This window comes from Fibrella rubiginis (genome assembly GCF_017353185.1).
GTDB classification, from domain to species: domain Bacteria; phylum Bacteroidota; class Bacteroidia; order Cytophagales; family Spirosomataceae; genus Fibrella; species Fibrella rubiginis.
The window spans coordinates 502,701-524,175 of the sequence record NZ_JAFMYV010000002.1; the positions used below are offsets into that span (position 1 = coordinate 502,701).

The 21,475-nt window shown below is 54.9% G+C and carries 15 protein-coding genes; 9 read left to right on the plus strand and 6 right to left on the minus strand.

All coding sequences use genetic code 11. The features are described 5' to 3' along the window. The first annotated feature begins 161 nt into the window (after positions 1-161). The 9 genes from J2I47_RS05665 (at position 162) to J2I47_RS05705 (ending at position 10,554) form a co-directional block, all read left to right on the plus strand. Positions 162-1,040, plus strand: a complete 879-nt coding sequence (locus tag J2I47_RS05665; protein ID WP_207363576.1) for an SMP-30/gluconolactonase/LRE family protein — start codon at positions 162-164, stop codon at positions 1,038-1,040. Between the two features lie 221 nt (positions 1,041-1,261). Next, a complete protein-coding gene (locus J2I47_RS05670; protein ID WP_207363577.1) occupies positions 1,262-3,718 on the plus strand; it encodes a TonB-dependent receptor in 2,457 nt (818 codons plus the stop codon). Positions 3,719-4,014: 296 nt separating this feature from the next. After that, positions 4,015-4,602 (plus strand): nucleotide exchange factor GrpE, encoded by a 588-nt coding sequence (locus tag J2I47_RS05675; RefSeq protein ID WP_207363578.1) that lies wholly within the window; start codon positions 4,015-4,017, stop codon positions 4,600-4,602. 114 nt (positions 4,603-4,716) lie between these two features. Continuing rightward, on the plus strand, positions 4,717-5,883 hold the full coding sequence (gene dnaJ / locus J2I47_RS05680; protein WP_207363579.1) for a molecular chaperone DnaJ: 1,167 nt from the start codon (positions 4,717-4,719) through the stop codon (positions 5,881-5,883). 384 nt (positions 5,884-6,267) lie between these two features. Then, positions 6,268-6,606, plus strand: coding sequence for a hypothetical protein (locus J2I47_RS05685; protein ID WP_207363580.1), 339 nt, complete (start codon positions 6,268-6,270; stop codon positions 6,604-6,606). 45 nt (positions 6,607-6,651) lie between these two features. Beyond that, a complete protein-coding gene (locus tag J2I47_RS05690) occupies positions 6,652-7,413 on the plus strand; it encodes a hypothetical protein (protein ID WP_207363581.1) in 762 nt (253 codons plus the stop codon). 665 nt (positions 7,414-8,078) lie between these two features. Continuing rightward, positions 8,079-9,938, plus strand: coding sequence for a carbamoyltransferase family protein (locus J2I47_RS05695; protein WP_207363582.1), 1,860 nt, complete (start codon positions 8,079-8,081; stop codon positions 9,936-9,938). A 73-nt stretch (positions 9,939-10,011) separates the two neighbouring features. Next, complete coding sequence (locus tag J2I47_RS05700) at positions 10,012-10,161, plus strand: DUF5989 family protein (RefSeq protein ID WP_207363583.1); 150 nt, start codon at positions 10,012-10,014, stop codon at positions 10,159-10,161. 6 nt (positions 10,162-10,167) lie between these two features. After that, positions 10,168-10,554, plus strand: coding sequence for a hypothetical protein (locus J2I47_RS05705; protein ID WP_207363584.1), 387 nt, complete (start codon positions 10,168-10,170; stop codon positions 10,552-10,554). 96 nt (positions 10,555-10,650) lie between these two features. On the opposite strand, the gene J2I47_RS05710 is transcribed toward J2I47_RS05705, so the two are convergent. The 6 genes from J2I47_RS05710 to J2I47_RS05735 form a co-directional block, all read right to left on the minus strand. Next, a complete protein-coding gene (locus tag J2I47_RS05710) occupies positions 10,651-12,006 on the minus strand; it encodes an SGNH/GDSL hydrolase family protein (protein ID WP_207363585.1) in 1,356 nt (451 codons plus the stop codon). Between the two features lie 148 nt (positions 12,007-12,154). Continuing rightward, complete coding sequence (locus tag J2I47_RS05715; protein ID WP_374759896.1) at positions 12,155-14,329, minus strand: DEAD/DEAH box helicase; 2,175 nt, start codon at positions 14,327-14,329, stop codon at positions 12,155-12,157. 693 nt (positions 14,330-15,022) lie between these two features. Next, entirely contained in the window at positions 15,023-16,159 is a 1,137-nt protein-coding gene (locus tag J2I47_RS05720) for a TIGR03364 family FAD-dependent oxidoreductase (protein WP_207363586.1), read from the minus strand. Between the two features lie 159 nt (positions 16,160-16,318). Continuing rightward, positions 16,319-17,038: an HAD family hydrolase gene (locus J2I47_RS05725; protein ID WP_207363587.1), complete on the minus strand. Its 720-nt coding sequence runs from the start codon at positions 17,036-17,038 to the stop codon at positions 16,319-16,321. Beyond that, positions 17,013-18,299 carry a DUF5690 family protein gene (locus J2I47_RS05730; protein ID WP_207363588.1) on the minus strand — a complete coding sequence of 429 codons (1,287 nt, stop codon included), beginning with the start codon at positions 18,297-18,299 and terminating at the stop codon, positions 17,013-17,015. The genes J2I47_RS05725 and J2I47_RS05730 overlap by 26 nt, the downstream gene beginning before the upstream one ends. Before the next feature lie 129 nt (positions 18,300-18,428). Then, the gene (locus J2I47_RS05735; RefSeq protein WP_207363589.1) at positions 18,429-21,173 is read right to left on the minus strand and encodes a bifunctional YncE family protein/alkaline phosphatase family protein; all 2,745 of its coding nucleotides are present in this window, start codon (positions 21,171-21,173) and stop codon (positions 18,429-18,431) included. Between the last annotated feature and the right edge of the window lie 302 nt (positions 21,174-21,475).

The following is a 21,475-nucleotide window of genomic DNA, read 5'->3' on the forward strand; positions in this document are numbered from 1 at the left end:
AAATTTTAATACGTGTGTCAATAACGTCTGTTAATGCGTTCCTATTTACGTTTGTACCTATATACGCAAAGCCACTGAATTTTTCTGGTTATACCTGCTATTCTATCCTAAGGGTTGCAGCCAGCGCATGGTCTTTGTTGTTTTGCCCAAACAACGTTCCAATGAACACGCTTTACGCATCACTTACTGCTTTCGCCCTGGGCGGATACCTTTTTTTCAGCCCTCCTGCCGCTGCCACCGCCGGCCCCAAGCCAAAGAAGCTGACCAAAATGTGGGCTTCCGACACCACCCTTCGTGTACCCGAATCAGTGCTCTATGACGCCGAACAGGACTTACTTTACGTAGCCAACATCGATGGCAAATCCGATGCCCTGGATGGGAACGGGTTTATTTCGACCATGAACCTCGATGGCACGATCCGCAAGCTGAACTGGGCCACGGGCCTCAACGCCCCTAAAGGCATGGCCGTTCACCGGAACAAACTCTACGTATCAGACGTGTATCGGTTGCTGGAACTGAACATCGAAACCGGGCAGGTGGAAAAGACATACGACGCTGTGGACCCGAAAAACGCCTTCCTCAACGACGTTACCGTCAGCCCCAACGGTACGGTCTACGTATCCGACAGCCGGTTCGACAAAATTTACCGCCTCAAAGACGGTGCCTGGACGGTATGGCTTCAGGGCGAACAACTCAACAAGCCCAACGGCCTGTTAGCCATGGGCAACGACAAACTAGTAATTGGCAGCACTAAAACCGGTGCCCTCCGCTCGGTCGACGTGGGTACGCAGGCGATCACCACCATCGCCGATGGCATGGCTGCTACGGATGGCATCATGAACGACGGCAAAAAAGGCTATTTCGTGTCTGACTGGAACGGACAGGTGTTCTTTGTCGACAGGGACGGCACGAAACAACAGTTGCTCGATACCCGCGCGGCCAAAGTCAGCTCTGCCGACATCACGTACATACGCGGAAAAAAGCTGTTGCTGGTGCCCACGTTTTTTGGCAATCAGGTGATCGCCTATAAAGTCGACTAGCCGATTGCATCCTCTCCTTCTACACATCTACGAGCGCGGCCGATGGTTGCGCTTTTTTTGAACCATGCAACGCCCCCAGGACAGATAGCATCTGTATGGCAGATGGCCGCTAATCATCCTGAACCTACCGTTCGTGTAAGATCAGGTACTATGCAGTACACAGTACCATATTTTTACCGCATCACCCGGCGAAAGTACAACCTTCGTTCAGACCCAACCTTATGAAATTTATCTATATCTGCATCCTTTTCTACCTGGTTGTGCTGCCGGACATGCTGGCGCAATCAGTAGGCTCCATTAGCGGTAGTGTAACGCAACAATCATCCACTAAACCACTCGAATTCAGCACGTTGATGCTGATTAAATCGACAGATTCAAGTCTGGTGAAGGGCGCCGTAGCCGATGCTGCCGGGGCCTATCTGTTCGAACGCATACCTGCCGGCTCCTACCGAGTGTCGGCGCAACAGGTGGGATACGTCAAAGCGTATAGCGATCTGATCACCATCGACGATGCGCATCAAACAGTGCAGCTCCCTCCTATCCGGCTGGCGGAAGAAACAAAAAAACTGGCCGAACTGACCGTGACCGCCCGTAAGCCGTTCATTGAGCAGCAGGTAGACCGTACGGTGGTCAACGTGGAAAACAGCGTGGTGTCGGCGGGGAATACGCTGCTGGAAGTGCTCGAAAAAGCCCCGGGTGTCACCGTCGATCAGCAGAATGAGGCGATCAAAGTGCGCGGCAAAGGCGGGGTCATTGTCGAGATCGACGGCAAGCGGTCGTACCTGTCTACGCAGGAGCTGATGAACCTGCTGCGCAACACGCCGTCAGACAACGTAGAGAAGATTGAAGTCATCACCAACCCGTCGGCCAAGTACGACGCGGCGGGTAATTCCGGCATCATCAACATCCGGTTTAAGAAGAACAAGAATTTCGGCACCAACGGCACTGTCACCGTGGGCGCCGGGCAGACGTTGCAGCCCAACGGGCGGGGGCGCATGACCTCGTCGCTGACCCTGAACCACCGCGTGGGGCAGGTCAACCTGTTTGGCAACTACAGCTACGGCAACTACACTAATTTCAACCGCAACGACATCTTCCGCCGAATTCCCTACAACGGGCAGGTGACGTACTTCGATCAGCGGTCGTCGCGGGTGAGCCAGAGCCTGAACCACAACTTCAAGGCAGGCATTGACTGGTCGTTGTCCAAAAAAACGACCCTGGGCGCGCTGGTAAGCGGTTTTGTGGAGAATGAACGTCAGCCGAGCGGCATCAGTAACGCCGATATCCTAAACGAGCAACGAGCCGTAACACGCCGTTTCACCACCGGCAACACCATTAAGGCCAACCTGACTAACCTGAATTACAACCTCAACGCGAAGCACCTGTTCAACGACAAAGGCCACGAACTCAGCGCCGACGTCGACTACGTAACCTACGATGGGCAGTCGCGGAATTTTCTGGGCACGCAGTTCTTCACACCCGACGGTGCCGTATCGGGCCGTCCCGATTCGGTGCGCAACAACATGCCGTCGGCCATTCAGATTCTGGTGGGCAAAGTAGACTATGCCTACCCTATGGGTAAAGGCAAGTGGGAAACGGGCCTGAAAGCCAGCCGTGTGGAGTCTGACAATAACCTGACGTTTGAGACCAAAGCGGATGCGTGGGTGGTTGATCAAACCCGCTCGAACCGGTTTATCTACACAGAAAACATTTCAGCGGCGTACCTCAACTACAGCCGTCCACTGAGCAGGAAAACGCAGTTCCAAGCGGGTCTGCGCCTGGAACACACCAACTCGGTAGGTAACTCGGTCACGCTGGCTGACGTCCGCAGCCGCAACTACACCAACCTGTTTCCGAGCCTGTTTATCACGCAGCAACTTGACTCAAGCAACGCGCTGTCGTTCAACTACAGTCGCCGCATCGACCGCCCTAACTACCAGAACCTCAACCCGTTCATCTTCTTCCTCGACCCGTTCACCTACCAGCAGGGCAACCCCAATCTGCGGCCGCAGTTCACCAATTCGTTCCAGCTTACGCACACCTTCAAGCAGGCGTTTATCACCACGCTGGCCTACAGCCGTGTCGTCGACGCCATCATCGACGAGGTGCCCCGGCAGATTGCCGCCGAGAACAAAACCTTTGTCACGAGCGAGAACATCGACCATCAGGATAACCTCAGCCTGACGCTCAGTTTCCCCCTGCCCGTGACCAAATGGTGGAACATGCAGACCAACGTATCAGCCTTCTACAACAAGTATAAGACTTTCTATAACAACGAGTTAATCACGCTGCAACAGACGTCCTGGAACGCCTACACGAGCCAGAATTTCACGCTCAACAAGACCCTAACGGTAGAGGTATCGGGCTATTACAACGGCGCGGGCGTATATGGTTTCTACCAGATGCGCCCACAGGGTGCCCTCTCGTTGGGCATTCAGAAGCAGGTATGGGACAAAAAAGGCCGGTTTAGCCTGAACATGAACGACCTCTTCTGGACCAACCACTTCACGGGCAAAGCGCAATTCCAGGACATCGACTTCCAGGTAAAATCATTCTGGCAGAGCCGCGTGATCCGGGCCTCGTTCACCTACCGTTTCGGCAACCAGAACGTGAAAGGCATCCGTCAGCGCAACACCGGCGCGGATGAACTGAAGTCGCGGATGAAGGGAGGAAGTTAAAAAAGGAATGATGAGCGGCGAATAGGAGGTTGTTTTTCTGCGAGGAGTCACCTCACCCCCGACCCCTCTCCTGGTTTCAGGAGAGGGGTCGGGGGTGAGGTGACTCCTCGCAGAAAAACAACCTCATTACTCTCCCATATTATTTTTGTTTAGGTTAGGCGAAAAGCCGTCTCCGCTTTGAGGGGCGGCTTTTTTGTGTTGACTATAGGCTGTCATCTTGTCAGTTGGAGGCGGTTTGGTACCGGTTTTGCGCGTAGGTTTGCAACCTGAATTAAGGAACAATACGACCTGTAGGTATGGAAAATAAAGACTTCATCGACGATCAGCCGTCGGCAACTGACAACTCAACCGAAAACATTGATACCGAGACCGCCGAAACCATCAACGGTGGCGTAACGGACGAGCCGGAGCAAACTACCCCGTCTGACGAAGCCGAGCAGGCTGAGCCGGTGGGTTCTGAGCTGGCGGTGTTGAAAGATAAGTACCTGCGCCTCTACGCCGATTTCGAGAACTTCCGTCGGCGCACGGCCAAGGAAAAGCTGGATCTGATCACCAACGCGAACGAAAACCTGCTGGTGGCCCTGCTGCCCGTAGTGGATGATTTTGAGCGGGCGATGCCGTCGCTGGCCAACGCCAAAGACGTAAACGCGGCCCTGGAAGGTATTCAGTTGATATACAATAAGTTGACCAAAACGCTTGAGGCCAAAGGCCTGAAACCCATGACCAGCAAAGGCGAACCGTTCAACGCCGACCTCCACGAGTCGGTGACGCAGTTTCCCGCCCCAACCGACGACATGAAAGGCAAAGTGATCGACGAAATCGAAAAAGGCTACCTCCTCAACGACAAAGTGATCCGCTACGCAAAGGTGATTATAGGAGCATGAAATCAATGAGTGAATGAGCGATTGAGTGAATGAGTGAATAGGCTGACGCATCAGTGGTGTTTGCGTCAGCCTATTCACTCATTCACTCAATCGCTCATTCACTCATTAACCACGATGGCAAACAAACGCGATTATTACGAAGTGCTGGGGGTTGACAAGAGCGCCTCGCCGGACGACATCAAGAAGGCGTACCGGAAGATGGCGATCAAGTTTCACCCGGATAAAAACCCCGACGACCCCACCGCCGAGGATAAATTTAAGGAAGCTGCCGAAGCCTATGACGTACTGAGCGACGAGCAGAAAAAGGCCCGTTACGATCAGTATGGCCATGCTGGTATGGGTGGTGCCGCTGGTGGCTACGGTGCCGGTGGCCCGTCGATGGACGATATTTTCAGTCAGTTTGGCGACATTTTCGGCGACGAATCACCGTTCGGCTCGTTTTTCGGGCGCGGGGGTGGCGGCGGAGGTGGGCAGCGGCAGCGCGTACGCCGCGGCTCCGATCTGCGCATCAAGTTGAAGCTCGATTTGCAGGAAATCGCCAACGGCGTTGAGAAGAAAATCAAAGTAAAGCGCCACGTAGCCTGTCAGACGTGCGGCGGTAACGGCTCGAAAAACGGCACTGCCGTGCAGACCTGCCAAACCTGTCAAGGCAGCGGCCAAACCCGCAAGGTGGTCAACACCATGCTCGGTCAGATGGTCTCGACGGCCACCTGCACCACCTGCAACGGCGAAGGCAAGATCGTAACGGACCGCTGCGACGTGTGCCACGGCGAAGGCCGGGTGTTGCAGGAAGACGTGATCCCAATCAAGATTCCCGCCGGCGTGGCCGAGGGCATCCAACTGTCGGTGGGTGGTCGCGGCAACGTGCCCCCGCGGGGTGGCGTGGCCGGTGACCTGCTCATTGTGGTGGAAGAGGAAGAAGACGAAGACCTCAAGCGCGACGGTACCAACGTGGTGTTCGATCTCTACGTCAACTTCGTGGATGCCGCCCTGGGCACGAGTGTGGAGGTGCCGACGATTGACGGACGCGCCCGCATCACGCTGGAACCGGGTACGCAAAGCGGCAAGATTCTGCGCCTGAAAGGCAAGGGCATCAAAGAATTAAACGGCTATGGCCGCGGCGATCAGCTCATCCACGTCAACGTCTGGACCCCAAAATCGGTCAGCTCCGAAGAGCGCACGATCCTGGAAAAACTCCGTAGCTCACCCAACTTCCAGCCCAAGCCCAACAAAAGCGACAAAGGCTTCTTCGAGAAGATGAAAGACTTCTTTCACGGATAAGTAGTTGATTATCAATGCAAAAGGGGTACCGTCTAAGTTTGAGACGGTACCCCTTTTGCGTCTAGCCATGCCTAGAAATGACCTTTATCCGGGTCGTTGGCCCCACTTACAGGCCTCAATAATAGGAACTTTCTTCTCGACTAATCCTGCTATGACTGAATCAATATGCGATTAGGTAATGCTGTATTATACCAATCTTTTAGAGAATTAAGCAGATAGTTTAAATAGTTTATCGGGTCAATAAAATTTTAGCCATTGATATGCTCTCATGAATAGATACAATAGGCTGATTGCGGTCGATGCGTAGTTCACTTTAGAATACGGGAAAAAACGTCTTGATTTTTATCTTTATTTTAGTTTATTGCAAAAAAACTCCGTATAAATATGATCGACGTCCAATACGTTTCTGATTCTACCGGAAAAAGATTATTCGTGCAACTACCAATCGAAGTCTTTGACGAATCAGTAAAAGATAGTAAAGAGCTGAAAACGATTCACTTGAACACATCTCCAGTTACTGATAAGCCGAAAGCTTACTCGGTAAAAGAGATTCGAAAAGAACATGCGTCAGATTATAGTCTATGGACAGATGAAGAAGAGCGTCAATTAAAAATTATGTTTTTTCAAGATTTTCCAATAAACGAAATTGCGCTGAAATTAGGTAGAAATAAAGGAGCGATCACTTCACGTTTGAGGAAATTAGGCATTCCATACACAGAGTAATTGTAAAAACATGGTTCAAAGTTTCTATTTGTCTTTCATTAAACAATGACGAATAACCTCTACCCATTTTATTCCAAGCTATTTTTTCGATTAGTTCTTAGCTTTATTTGTTTTACTATTCTTGGCACGTTATTGCACGAAACAGGGCATTATGTAATAGCCAAATATTATGGTTTTGATGCCTCGATTCATTACGGCTCTACCCATTTCAATGGTACACCTGAGTGGTTTAGTCAAGCTAGTGACACCATACATAAATTAGATTTAAAGTATCAACTATATAAAAAACGGGGCGATTTATTTCATTTCGGTAGTACCGTTAACTTCCAAGAAAAATCGTATTATTCTTTACTTCGGCAACAGCAGCGTAAGATTATGTTTCCAATTAATCTCGGCGGTCCAGCGCAAACCATGATTACAGGTACGATTGGTCTGGCTGTCTTAATTGCCAGAAAACGGTGGTGGCAAGACAAACAGGTACTCGACCTCAGAACGTGGTTTTTTATTTTTCTTACCCTCTTTTGGCTTAGACAAAGTTTCAATATGATTATGTCCTTATACAGTTTGATGCAGGGCAAAAAGTGGTCAGTCCAAATGGATGAGACCAAACTAGCCACTTATTTACAGCTTTGGGTGCCGTCTATCAGCCTGATGACGGGCTTTGTAGGATTCATTGTGCTAGGTTTTATCACGCTAAAGGTCGTTCCAGAAACACAGCGATTTACATTTATCCTTGCAGGACTCGTGGGCGGTTTGTTTGGCTTTTGGCTTTGGATGAGTTGGTTAGGACCAATTGTATTGCCTTAACTAATCAACACACTTTTTTGGCCACAAATAAGCTCAGACATAAACGTAGCACTCACGTCTGGTTGACTCGCCAAGTTGTTTCAGCGTGCTGTTCCGTGCGGTCAATTTGTCGGTGATCACCTCACCGGGATATGTGGGATAACCCGCGAGGTCTTCTTCTAGCTGACTATTGCTTATCCTTAGTGGTTCATCGGCGATCATCTCTCGCTGGTTTTGAGCCATCGGCGCTAGTGGCGTGTGAGCTTGAACGCCGTGGCTTCAGCCCGGCGCTGGGCGGGTATGTCCCCTCCCCTCTTTGCGACTTTAGTCGCTGCCGGGAATGACTAAGAACCACACTCGCGACTAAAGTCGCTGAGGGAGGGGGATGTACCCACCCAGCGCCAAGCTGAAGCATGGCGTTCAGGCTGACGCGCCACTAGCTTCGCCAGCGAGTGCAACGAGTCTGGCCCCGTAGAGGTCGGATAGCAAGATGTTTAAAAATTAAGTTGGTCAGGCACTGGTTTGTTCGCCCACACTAAATAATGCGTTCTAAGCCACTAGCAATCAATCAGATTAGCGATAATCTACTACCGTATGCATCGCCGAGGGCGGGGGAAAGGCTATTCGATTGTACTTTTGTGCGGCCTAATCCATAGCCCATACACTGTACACCTGTTTCTTTGCGCATGAACATACTTGGCATTTCGGCCTTTTACCACGACTCAGCGGCAGCCCTCGTGATCGACGGGCAAGTGGTCGCCGCGGCGCAGGAAGAGCGTTTTACCCGCAAAAAGCACGACCCCGGATTTCCTAAACAGGCCGTTCAGTATTGCCTCGACTACGCCGGGCTTCGCCTTGCTGATATTGACGCGGTCGTTTTCTACGACAAACCCCTCCTGAAATTTGAACGGCTGCTGGAGACCTACTACGGCTTCGTGCCAAAAGGCCTGCGCTCATTCATGACCGCTATGCCGGTCTGGATCAAGGAGAAAATATTTCTTAAGCGACTCATCCGCAGCGAATTAGCCGACACCTACGGCGATGAAGCCAAGACCGTGAAGCTGCTGTTTCCTGAACATCACCTCTCCCACGCGGCGAGTGCGTTCTACCCGTCGCCCTACGAACGGGCGGCCATTCTGACCCTCGACGGGGTGGGTGAATGGGCCACGGCGTCGATCTGTCTGGGCGAAGGGAGCCACATCAGCATCCTGAAGGAGCTGCATTTTCCGCATTCGCTGGGGTTGCTCTATTCGGCGTTTACGTACTTTCTGGGCTTCCGGGTCAACTCCGGCGAGTACAAGCTCATGGGCCTGGCCCCCTACGGTAACCCCACCGCCCCCATCGTGGATGAGTACGTGCAGAAGATTCTGACCACGCTCATTTCGCTCAAAGACGACGGCTCCATCTGGCTCGACCAGGACTACTTTGATTACGCCACGGGCCTGAAAATGGTCAATTCTGACAAATGGGAGGCCCTTTTCGGCATGAAACAACGGCAGCCCGAAGACGAACTGACCGATGCCCACTGCAACCTTGGCCTGGCCATTCAGCGCGTCACAGAAGAGGTGGTGTTGCGGATGGCGCAGGAAGCCAAACGCCTCACCGGGGCCGATGCCATCTGTCTGGCGGGGGGCGTAGCGCTCAACTGCGTCTCGAACGGGAAGTTGCAGGCGTCGGGTGTGTTCAAAAACGTGTTTATTCAGCCAGCAGCCGGTGATGCGGGCGGGAGCCTCGGCGCGGCGCTGGCGGCCTACCATATTTATTTCAAGCAGCCCCGGCAGGTGGCCCCCTCGCTCGATGCGCTGCAGGGATCGTACCTTGGCCCCGAAATCACCGACGCCGACACCGAGCGCGTGATTCGGAAATACCATGCCGTGGCCACGTACCTGCCCAACGAGGCGCTTTCGAGCACCGTAGCGGGTATTCTGGCCGACAATAATGTGGTAGGCTGGGTGCAGGGACGGATGGAATTTGGTCCGCGCGCCCTTGGTGGCCGCAGTATCCTGGGCGATCCCCGTAGTGAGGACATGCAGAAGAAGCTGAACCTGAAAATCAAATACCGCGAGTCGTTCCGGCCCTTTGCGCCCTCGGTACTGGCCGAACGGGTGAGCGATTATTTCGATTATGAAGGCCCGTCACCGTATATGCTGCTGGTGCACCCCGTAGCCAAAGACCGGCGACGGACCCTGCCCGCAAACTACCATGCGCTCTCGTTGCGCGACAAGCTCTACTACGAACGGTCGGACATGCCCGCCATTACCCACATCGACTTTTCGGCGCGGATACAGACGGTGCATAAGGAGACCAACCCGCGTTATTATGCCCTGATTGAAGCCTTCGGACAGAAAACGGGCTACGACGTAGTGGTGAATACCAGCTTCAACGTGCGCGGTGAACCCATCGTCTGCACCGCCGACGATGCCTACCGCTGCTTTATGCGCACCGAAATGGATTATCTTGTGGTGGGTAATTACCTCTTCGACAAGCGGCAGCAACCCGCCTGGCAGGACACCGACAACTGGAAAGAAGAATTTGTGCTTGATTAGTGATTTTAAAGGACCTAGAGCGCGTAGCCAACCTGCCACTCAACGAATGACCAACAACTAAATTAGCCTACATATGGAATTTCTCACTGATATCCTGCGCTTCATGAAACAGCGCAAAAAATGGTGGCTGGCCCCCGTTATCGTGATCCTGCTCTTGCTGGGTATCCTGATCGTGCTGGGCGGCGGCTCGGCGCTGGCTCCGTTTATTTACACGCTGTTTTAAGCACCGATGGCACCAAAAGCGATCCCCGAAATTGATGTCTGGAAAGCCAACGTGGCTATTGCAGCGGGCCTGTTGGCTCTGCACATCTTCACTAAAAACCACTACATCGGCTATCTCTACGGGGCATTCGGTCTGATTGCCCTGCTGTTTGTCATCCCCTACCTCAGTCGGTTCATCGCGTGGGTGTGGTTCAAACTGGCCGAAGTGCTGGGGTTCATCAATACCCGCGTGTTGCTCACAGTCATCTTTTTCGTATTCCTGATGCCCGTAGCCCTGCTCTACCGGTTGCGCAACAAAAACCTGCTCAACCGCCGCAACGGCAAGGGGCTAAACACCCTCTTCAAAGACCGGTCGCACCAGTACGACGCCGCCGATCTGGAGAATGTGTGGTGAAATAATGAACAATGAATAATGTACAATGTACAATGGCTTCGCGCTCAACCCATTTCAGCGCGAAGCCATTGTACATTGTACATTATTCATTGTTCATTATTTCACCACTCTCAAATACGCCTCCTCTTTCAACAGGCATTCGGTGGCCCAGGCTTCGCCTTTGGCGGTCCAGTGGCCGTCGCAGGGGACGTAGAGGTCGGCTATGTTGCCTTTGTAGGCGAGGGCGTGAGGTACTAACGAGATAAATCCGATGCCCCGCTGTTGACAAAATGTCCGCATCTGCCGGTCGAATTTATTGTCGGCACCAGCGCGTAACGCCTTCACGTCCAGCATGATAGGCAGCGAAACAAAGATCACCGACTTTCCGGCTGCATCCTGTTTCAGTTGGTCCATACTGTGGGTCATGGTGTTCCATTCAGCCTCCGAAAATTGGGCATATCGTGTCCATTTGGCATCCACTTTCACGCGGTTTTGCGCCAGCTTTAGGAGTGTCTGGGCCAGGTACGAATGCTCGACGAAATGAACACGGGCCTTTTGCTTCCAGGTAAGCGTCTGATAGACAGAGTCGACGGTTTGCAATAGGCTGGCCCGCGTCCGGCCTACTGCGCCAATTGACTGGTGGATGTTGGCCAGTGAATACGCCAGTTTACTGTCATTGGTCCAATAAGGCCGATAGATGGGGAAATCGACCTGCGCGTGGACTTTCTCACCGTTGTAATCTTCAAAATCATTGGCAGGCAATAACCCCACCAGCACGGCTTTGTGGGCTACGCTGTGGCTGAATTGCCGGTACGTTTGCCAATAATTAATGGGCGAGGTGCCGTTGATGGCGAAGTTCAGGTGCCGGTGGCCGGTAGCCTTTGATAAGCGCGTCGACATACGGTCGGCGGGGTTTACCATATAGCCTTCCATGTACGAATCGCCCAGCACGATCACGCGGTTAGTCGTGGTATCGGACGTATATGGGTCATCGGCAGCACCCAGTTCGTTTGAATACCGACGGAGGGTATCGCCCGAACAGTTGACCACCTGCTCGCGGGCGTTGGGTAGTCGCCAACGGCCCGAAAAGGGGCTTACGTCGCCCGCATACGTGATTGGGTTCTCGATGTTGGCGGGAATATAGAGCCGGTGATTGGTCACGCCTACACCCGCCGGGATGCCCAATGACACCAGTATCCAGCACAGGCCCTCCAGGAACACCAGCGTACCCAGGGCCGACGTGGTGTAGAACGCCAGCGACTGAAGCAATCCACTTTTTGCCCGGAAACCCAGAGCTAACAGGCTACTAATCACCCACCATATACTTACTAACCACAGCACGTTTACATACGCAACGCCTTTGATGAGGCCGTCGGTTTGCCCATTCGGTGAGGTGTCGAGGAAATGACAGACCAGGTATGTAAGGACTAAAAACAGGCCAAACAGGCCAGAAATGCGCAAAACAGATTTCATGCAACTTATTTATGAGTAGCCGAAGATAAGGCCCATTTGGTTGTAGCGCAGCCTGCGCGCCCCGGACTGAAGCCTGCGATACGTCTTCCACATAAAAAAAGTGCCCCCAGCAAAGCCGGAGGCACTTTCAATTAATTTCAACGGATTATTACCGGGCGATTTCAACGCTTACGCGGCGGCCTTTGATGTTGTTGCCGTCCATGGAAGCCACCACGCGGTTGGCTACGTCGTTGGGTACGTCAACAAAGGTGTGGCTGTCGAAAATGTCGATGCTGCCGATGCTGCTGCCGGGAATGCCCGACTCGCCCGCGATGGCACCGACCAGATCGCCCGGACGGACGTAGTCTTTACGGCCAATGCTCACGCTCAGGCGCGTCATGTTGGCTTCACGCTCACGAACGGGGCGCTCGTTGTCTTTGCCGAAGTACGGCTTGCCACCTTCGCGGGGACCAGCAAACCGGTCACCACCCGGACGGGGGCCACGGTCTTCGAAACGGCCACCCGGACGGGGACCGCGATCGTCGAAGCGACCACCGCCACGACGATCTTCGAAGCGACCACCCCGGTCTCCGCCGAAACGGTCACCACCCCGGCGATCTTCGAAACGACCGCCCCGATCACCACCGCGTGAATCGTTGCGACGATCGTCAAAACGGCCACCCCGCGAATCGCCGCGGTCACCTTCAAACTTGCTGTTGCGACGGTCGTCGGCGTTGAGGTCCTGATCCGAGAATTCGTTTTTCTCGATACCCATGCTCCGCTTCATCAGCGCCGACACGATCTGATCGGTCGTAAAGCCTTCGTGCTGCAACTGGGTTAGCATGTCGCCATACAGGTGCAGGTCTTTGCTTTCCTTGATGTCTACGCTCAGTTGCTCGATAAAGCGGGCCTTGCGGATACCCACGATGTCTTCAAACGACGGGATAACGCCTTTCTCCACCCGCACTTTGGTGTAGTTCTGAATGTCGCGGAAGCGATATTTCTCGTCGCGGCTCACAAACGAAAACGCCCGGCCCGACTTACCCGCGCGGCCCGTCCGGCCAATGCGGTGTACGTAATATTCTTCGTCGAGGGGAATGTCGTAGTTGATGACAGCGTCCACATTATCCACGTCGATACCACGGGCCGCCACGTCGGTAGCGACCAGAATAGTGGTGGTACCGGCCCGGAACTTGCTCATCACGTTGTTGCGCTGCGCCTGCCGCAGATCGCCGTGGAGACCTTCAGCGGCATAGCCCCGGATCATCATGTCTTCCACAATTTCTTCCACTTTCCGCTTCGTATTACAGAATACGAGCATCAGTTTCAGGTCGTAGAGATCAATCAGGCGACACATCACTTCGGTTTTGGCGCGGGGCTTAATCTCGAAGTATACCTGCTCGATGTTAACGGCGGTCAGTTCTTTCTTCACCACCTTCACCAGCACGGGGTCCTGCTGGAACCGCTGCGTGATCGAGAGAATGGGCTTCGACATGGTGGCCGAGAACAGTACCGTCTGCCGCTCGGTGGGGAAATCTTCCAGAATGCTTTCGATGTCTTCACGGAAGCCCATATCGAGCATTTCGTCGGCCTCATCGAGGATAATCATTTTGGCGTTGTCGAGTTTGAGCGTGTTGCGCTCCATGTGGTCCATAACGCGGCCCGGCGTACCGACCACGATGTGCACCCCTTTCTTCAACGACCGAATCTGGCGGTCAATCGAATCGCCACCGTAGATGGTTTCGATGTATATACCCCGCTTGAACTTGCTCAGTTTGCGGAGTTCTTCCGTCACCTGAACGGCCAGTTCACGCGTGGGGCACAGGATGAGTACCTGTACGCTGCGGTCGCTGGGGTCAACGAGTTCGAGGGCAGGAATGCCGAATGCGGCGGTTTTACCCGTACCCGTCTGCGCCTGTCCGATCACGTCGCGACCCGCCAGAATGGGCGGAATGGCTTCGGCCTGAATGGGTGATGGCGTGGTGAAGCCCATCTCCGTTACCGCCGCCAGCATATCGGGCGACAGGTTCAGGTCAGCAAACGTGCGCTGGTTGGCGTCGGGCTGAACGGTGATGGTATCTTTAATGACAACGTCTTTCTGGTTAGTAACGGGAGCGGCTTCTGGCATCGCTTCTGAAACGGTTTGGTTAGACTCAACGGCTTGATCAACAGGCTGTTCAGCAACGGGCGTTACGGTATCAGCGGGTTGTTCGGCTTTGGCTTTCTTGGCTTTGGGCTTTTTGGCAACGGGTGCCTCGTCGGTGTCAGTGTGAGCGGCGGTATCCTGCACGCTGATTTGATCGGCAATGCCGTCAATTTCGGGCTGATTATTGTCCGAATTCATAATATAAAAGGTATTGAATGACTTCCGCATACGGCGGAATTTCGTCAAGCAGACAGCGTAGTGTGCAGGAAACCTGCTAAGCACCAACCCAGACATTCTTTGTCGCAGACACGTTTTACTTGTGATCTGCCGACGCCCCAACGGACCGCCCCAACCAATTTCCAGATGAATTTTTGACTCGCTTAGAACAGCGTAGTTGACCCTCGTCCTTTCAGAGACCCATCGCCCACAGACTGTACTGTCTTTTGTACATCCGTGTGCTGGCTCTGTAAACCACATGTTGAAACGAGTGCGACCAGTATAGTCGCTTAGAACAGAGAGTAGCGCGCCGGATGCCGCTTGAAATTCTGGTGCAAAAGTAAGACTATATTTCCAAAAAAGCAAGCGGGCGGCTGAAGATTTTGTATTTTTCTAAGCGGGGGGCAGTTTTCAGTTTAGCGTTTTCAGTTGCTTCGCATAGGCAAGTTGATGGTTTAGGCAAAGCAACCCGCCGTTGTCGCTTGGCTCCAGCCGAGTGACTTGTATCTGAGGGCCTCCGGCCCGTAACTGGACTTTAAAGTGTGTTGGCTGACTTGCTTCAATTTCGTACTACGGGCCGGAGGCCCTCGGATACAAGTCACTCGGCTGGAGCCAAGCGATAACGGCGCGGATAACAAAGACGCGAAGCAACAGAAAACAGAAAACCCTAAGCTCTCACCCCCACGCTCCCATCGACGCCTCAGCATACCCCGCGCCGGATGACATGCCTTTGCCGCCGATGCCGGTAACGATGCGGATGTAATTATCCACATCGTGCACAAAAATTTCGTCAGCGGTCTGGGCGTAGAATCCGGCCCAGGTCCGGGCGATGGGTTCGACGGGAAATTGCACGATACGGCGGGCTTCGGTGAGCATCAGGTGGTTCAGGGCGTCTTTGGTATCGTAGCCCAGGTCATCAATTCGGGCGGCGGGGGCATATTCGTGGGTATCGCCAATAATAATTGACCCGTCGGTGGCTTGTTTGAAAAGGAGGTGGATGCCCCAGTTTTTTAGCTGGGCGAGGTGATCTGGGGTCTGAATGTGGGCAAACGACGCGCATTCGGCGAAGGATTCATACCGACGGATGGTGAGACCCGTGAGGATGTTTCCAAGCAAGGCCACCGCTGGCATGGGCACCGTCTGCATCATCTGCAACTTGCTCACGATTAGCCCACTATCGGCAAAAACGTCGGGGTAGAGCAGCCGAAATTCATAGCCTCCGCAGATGAGTACCCGCCCCGCCGAGAGCCGTTCGCCACCCGCCAGCGTGACGATGGCCCCGCTGTAGTTTGACAGGCAGCCTACCACCGCCGCATTGGGCCGGTAGGTGACGCCGTGCCTGCGCACGAGGTAGTCGATGAAACGGTGGATGAATACGTCCGGTTCGGCGCTCATCTCGTCGGGGAACCAGAGCGAACCCCGGACGTAATCGGGCCGAAGCAGCGGATATTTAGTCAGCGTCTGGTCCTTTGAGAGTAGTTCGCAGGGGTAGTTTTCGGCCCGCCGCTTGTCGAAAAGTTCGTTGGCTAATTGCCATTCGTCCTCGTCAGAGGCTACATAAACGGACCCGTTTTGCCGAAGCGACAGATCTGTTTCGGCCTGCCACTGCCGGTACAATTCCAGCGTCCGACGGCCATACTCGAACCACTGCCCCGCCATTCCCGACGGCACAATCTGCCCGAAATTCCGTACTGTCGAGCCTACCGGGCGGTTATCTTTTTCCAGCAAAAGCACCCTTAACCCTCGTTGCGTGGCATGACAGGCATGCGAGGCTCCCAAAATACCTGCGCCAACAATAATAAGATCGTACATAAGGAGTCGTTGAGTCTGGAAAGGTGGTGTAATGAAGGTGGTTTCACACTGTAAGCATCGCGTTTTTTGTCATCCCGACGTCAGGAGGGATCTAGTGCCCTTCTGACATATTCTGAGATGGGAAACTAGATCCCTCCTAACGTCGGGATGACAAAAAAGCTACCCCCTGCTGCTCAGCAATTGGGGCAGTTCCAGCAATGAACCCAGCAGCAAATCGTGCGGATAATCACGCAGTTGCGCTTCCGTATGGGTGCCATTGGTAAGGCCAAGATTCAGGCCAACACCCGCTGCTTTTCCCGACAACAGATCGGACGGTGTATCACCAATATTGACCACTTGATTAAGGTCGGTGATGCCCAGTTGCTGCATGGCGAGGCAAATCATATCGGGCGCGGGCCGACCGTTGGGCACTTCGTCGGAGGCAATACTGGCCTGAACAACGGTCTGGTCATCAGCAATATAGTAGCCTGACGGATCAACATGCCAGTCCAGGCGGTTCAGAATGAGGTTCGTTACGGTGCGATAGAAGCCGGTGGTGAGCGCAATGGGTATGCCCCGATCGCTCAGCCAGGCAAACGCGGCCAGGCAACCCTCGGTGGGCGTTACGGGCTGCGTTTCGTAGTGGTGTTCCAGAATCGTTTTGAACATCGTATACGACTCGTCCACCCGTGCGTCAACGTCGGCCCCATCAGTGCCCAGTTGTTCGCGCCACAAGAGGTCGAATACGTGTCGTTTGGCCATGCCCTGTACGGCCAGAATCCGTTCGGAGGTAGCGCGGAGACCTGTTTCGGCGGCAGCCTGCGCAAAGCATTGTTCCACTTCGTGCAGGTCGGTGACGGTGGTCCCGGCCATATCAAAAATCACCAGTTGAGGTAGCATACCGTGAAGGGGTTTGTTCAGTATAACGCCCGGCCATAGACCGATACGAAGCGCCCAGCAGCAGCACAAAGCAGCCCGCCAGCGCGTAGGCACCATAGCGCAGGAAATCGAGGTAACTCAGGTCCGACTGGCCGAAATTTTTGTACAGTAAAATGCCTACACTGCCCAGATAACCGTAATAATCGGCCAGCGTAACCACAAAACCAACCGTGCTCGGGTAGCGAAACGCCGCCACCAGCCGCTCGAAATACAGGCCGTTCAGGGGTACGTAGGCGGCATACAGACCAATGCCCAGCGCGAGGTACCAGTTGCCCGCCGACAGCCAGCCCTGTTCATACGCGTAGGTACTCACGGCCAGCGTAATCATGGCCAGGATCATGACCGCGTTGATGAGCCGAAACGCCTGCCAATGATCGCGTACCAGCGTCATCAGCGACATCAGCACCAGCAGCACTACCGCCACCCAGGCTTCTGTTTTGGTGAACAGGGCGGGCGACAGGTTGCCTACACTCTTCAGGATTTCGGGACCAAAATTGTCGCGAAAGTCGCGGAAAGCAGTCAGAAGCACATAGGCAGCAATCAGCAGGGCCAGACCGGGATTGAAGTAACGGACAAAGGCCCGCCGGTCGGTCTGCATCATGGGGGGACGAACGGTTCGTTGCGCCCGGTCTTGTTCCGTTGGGGGTGGCAGGTTAGACAAGGCAAAAACCGACAACAGCAACGGCCCCACAAACAAGGCCCCCGTCACAAACGGCAACCAGAATTCCGTTACGCCCCAGTCAGCGCGGATGGTGAGGGCCACGGTTTTCACGAATCCCGACGCGAAAATGAACGAGGCCGTTAGCCCCGCCACGAGCGCGTCGGTTTGTCGGCGACCTTCCAGAAAGCCCAGTACCACGCCGTAGACCATACCCAGCGGCAGGCCGTTGAGCAGCAGAAACGGGATATTCCAGGGAGCGGGCACGAGCGCAAAACCCAGCAGGGCCAGTTCTGCCGCCGCGATAAACGCCAGCACATATACCGCCCGCCGCCCCGCCGATACCTCCGATACAACCTTGACACCCAGTCGCTTGGACAGCGCATAGCCCAGCACCTGCGCCATAATAAGCCACGTCTTGTAGCTCAGCCCCGCATAGGCCATCCCCTCGAACGTGACCGCCGTGATGCCTTTGCGGAATGCGTACATGCAGGTGTACGTGCAGAACGCCGCCGTTGCGCCGAAGAGGACAAAAACTGTGGGGTGACGAAGGAGGTTTTTCATGGATTTGGTGGCAGTGGGTTATGTACCACGGACTTCAGTCCGTTTACGGCTGCGTCAGCAATAGTTGCTGTCTGATTACTTCATTGCTAACGCAGCCGTAGACGGACTGAAGTCCGTGGTACATTGCCCCTACTCTTTCTGCCGGTAATGCTCGGCGCGTTGCTGGCGGGGGTCGTCCATTTTGGGGACGTCGCCCATGAGGGGACCGCGTTGGATGGCGGGCCAGTCGAAGGTTTTTTTGTAATAGTCGAGGGCTTTTTGGGGGTTGAACACGCGGGCATCGGGTAGCACGGCGTCGTAGGGGGTAAAGTCGGGTTTGTCGGTGAAAAAATCCTGAGGCAGCGAAGCGGTCAGGTCGTAGTGGTTGACGTAGGGAACGCCCAGCAGGTTGTAGATCACTTTCAGGATAGAGCCGAAATTGGCGTGGGTGTGCGAGACGTAGTTGCGCTTCACATACGGCCCCGCCAGCATCAGCAGCGACCGGTGGGCATCCACGTGATCAACGCCGCCCTGCGGGTCGTCTTCGGTGATGATCACGAGCATGTTTTTCCAGTAGGGTGTCCGGCTCAAAAAGTGCAGCATCCGGCCTACAGCCAGGTCATTATCAGCCATATAGCTCTGCAGGTACGGATACCCAAATGCCGGTCGGGGGCTGGCGCCGTGGTCGTTGGGGATCATCACCGTAAGCAACTGGGGTAGCGGCTGGGGCTTCCTGCCCAGCCATTTTTTGGTAAACTCGGTCGTGAATTGATCCATCCTGAACTGATCGGGAATGCTGGTGTTGTAGCCCGCGTAGTTGCGCGAGGTGTTGCGAAACGCGGCGTCGGGCATGGGGAACGAGACAGGGTGCGCCGTGCCGAAGGGGGTGTTGTGCGGTTCCTCAAACGACCCGGCGTATTCGTTGGCCTGCCCGAAATTGTAGAACCGGATGCGCCTGCGTTCCAGGGCCTCCCAGATGCCGCCGCGCTCGTTGTAATCTTCGGGGTCAATGGCCCCGGTCGTCTTCGGAAACCGCCGCCCCGGTGCCGCCGAAAACGCCTTGAATGTGCCCGTAGACGCCGCGTTGGCCTCTACCCACTCATTCGGAATGGTGCCCATCATCCAGTGGTGCCCGTGAATACTGGCGTCGGAATCGCAGTAAAAATTGTCGGAAAACGCAAACTGGCCCGCGATGCGGCTGTGGTTGGGCATCACGTCAGCACCCGTCAGGTAGACGGTATCTTTTTTACCACGCACCGTCACGCCGAGGCCAAACCGGGCCAGTGTACTATCACCGCGACCGGTGGGTAGTTGACCCAGCACTTCGTCGTAGGTGCGATTTTCTTTGGTGATGTACACGATGTATCTGATCGCCGACGAGGGTAAACCCGGTACCATCGGCAGTACTTTCTGGCTCGTAGCCGCCTGCTGAACCGGTACCGTCTCGTAGGTATTGGCCAGCACCTGCCGGGTGTATTGCGCCAGCCGGGCGACGTCGGGAACGGGCACCGACTGAAACGTACCCAATTGAATATCGCCGATATACGTTCCCTGCGGCGGTGCCACGAATCCTTTACCCCCGTTTGGTCCCGCCCCATACCCCCGCGCCGAGGTAATGTAGAGCGTGGTTTCGTCGGGCGAGAGCAGCACGCGGGTGGGTCCCCAGCCGGTGGGAATCAGGCCCTCCACCCTCCGGCTAGCCACGTCGACAACGGCCACGGCGTTGAAGGCCAGCAGAGCTACGTAGAGCGTTTTTTCGTCTTTCGTCAAACACAGGCCAAAGGGCATTAGCCCACGGAGTTTGTCGAGCACGGGCGGCGCACCAAGCCGGGACAGGCGAAGCGGGATGGTGCCTACGATGCGGTGTTTTCGGTAGTCGATGATAGACAGATTGTCGTTGGTGGCGTTGGTGACGTAGGCCAGGTTTCGGCCTACGGCCAGCGAGTTGGGGCTGCTCCCTCCTACCACCTCGGCCTCTTCAATCATCTCGCCGATGCGTACGCCCGTTTTGTGCCGCGCCACTACCCGGTTCGTCGCCAAGTCGATTGTCCAAACGCTCATGGCTTCGTCATCATTCGGGTCGCCGAGGCCGGGAATGTGCCGCCCCTCTATGTCCACCCCCTCCCGCGACGCTTTCGAGTGGGCTCCGTAGGCGGGAAATTTGAGCATCATGGTGTCGCGGTTGGTGGGCGTCACGCCGGGCACGAGCGGGTAGCTGTACTGGCCCACGTTGGCCACAAACGCCAGCTTTTGGTCGGGGCTGAGGCGCAGCCCAAACGGCTGCCTGCCCGTTGGTACAGAGGCGGTTAGCTTACGCGTATTCAGATCAATACGCACCAGTCGGAAGTTGGCCCGATCCAGTACCAGCAGTTCGTTTTTGGGCCCGTTCACCACCAGGTCCGACGTGAAACTGTCGGTATAGTTTTTGCCTGAAACGGCCCCGTTCAGGCTGATTTCCGCGATTTTGGTCCTGGTTGCCACCTCAAACACCAGCACACTGCCCTTGTCGCCCTGACTCAGGTACGCTGTTTTGCCGTCGGGGCCAAACGCCACGCCCAGAAACGACCCGCCCGTGAGCAGCGATTGCGAGTCGGGCTGACCAAAAGCGGGCATCCGCGTCAGCACGGGCCGCGCCGAACCTGGCTGGCCTATGATGGAAAATACGCCGTCGTGCAGCACCAGCGCTGTTTGCCCGTCGGGGCTGAGGGCGAGGCCATAGGGATCAGACGTGATGCGGATAGCGTGCCCGGCGGGGGTCACAAACCGCCCACTCGGCAGCACCGATACCCCCGCCGTGTCGATCTGGCAAAACCGGTTCCGCCCCGGCACCTGTAGCGTAGTTTTCTGGGCGAAGGCGGGGAGGGTTAGCAAGAAAAGGTAGAGGGTTTGTTTCATGCTTTTTATGGTTTCGGTTTGCTGAGTGTGGGCGGCGCTTCGCCTAGGCGTCCCCGACAAGCTCAGGGTGACGACGACGTTGATTCAATTCAAGAGCCTGTCTTATTTGCTCCGTTGTCGCTCGGCTCATGCCGAGTGACGGATATCTAAGGGCCTCCGGCCCGTAGCTTGAACTTGAACGATGTAGGCCCAGGTGTCTCAACGTTGCATTACGGGCCAGAGGCCCTTAGATATGGGTCACTCGGCAGGAGCCGAGCGACAACGGAGACGACGTTGATTCAATTCAAGAACCTATCTTATTT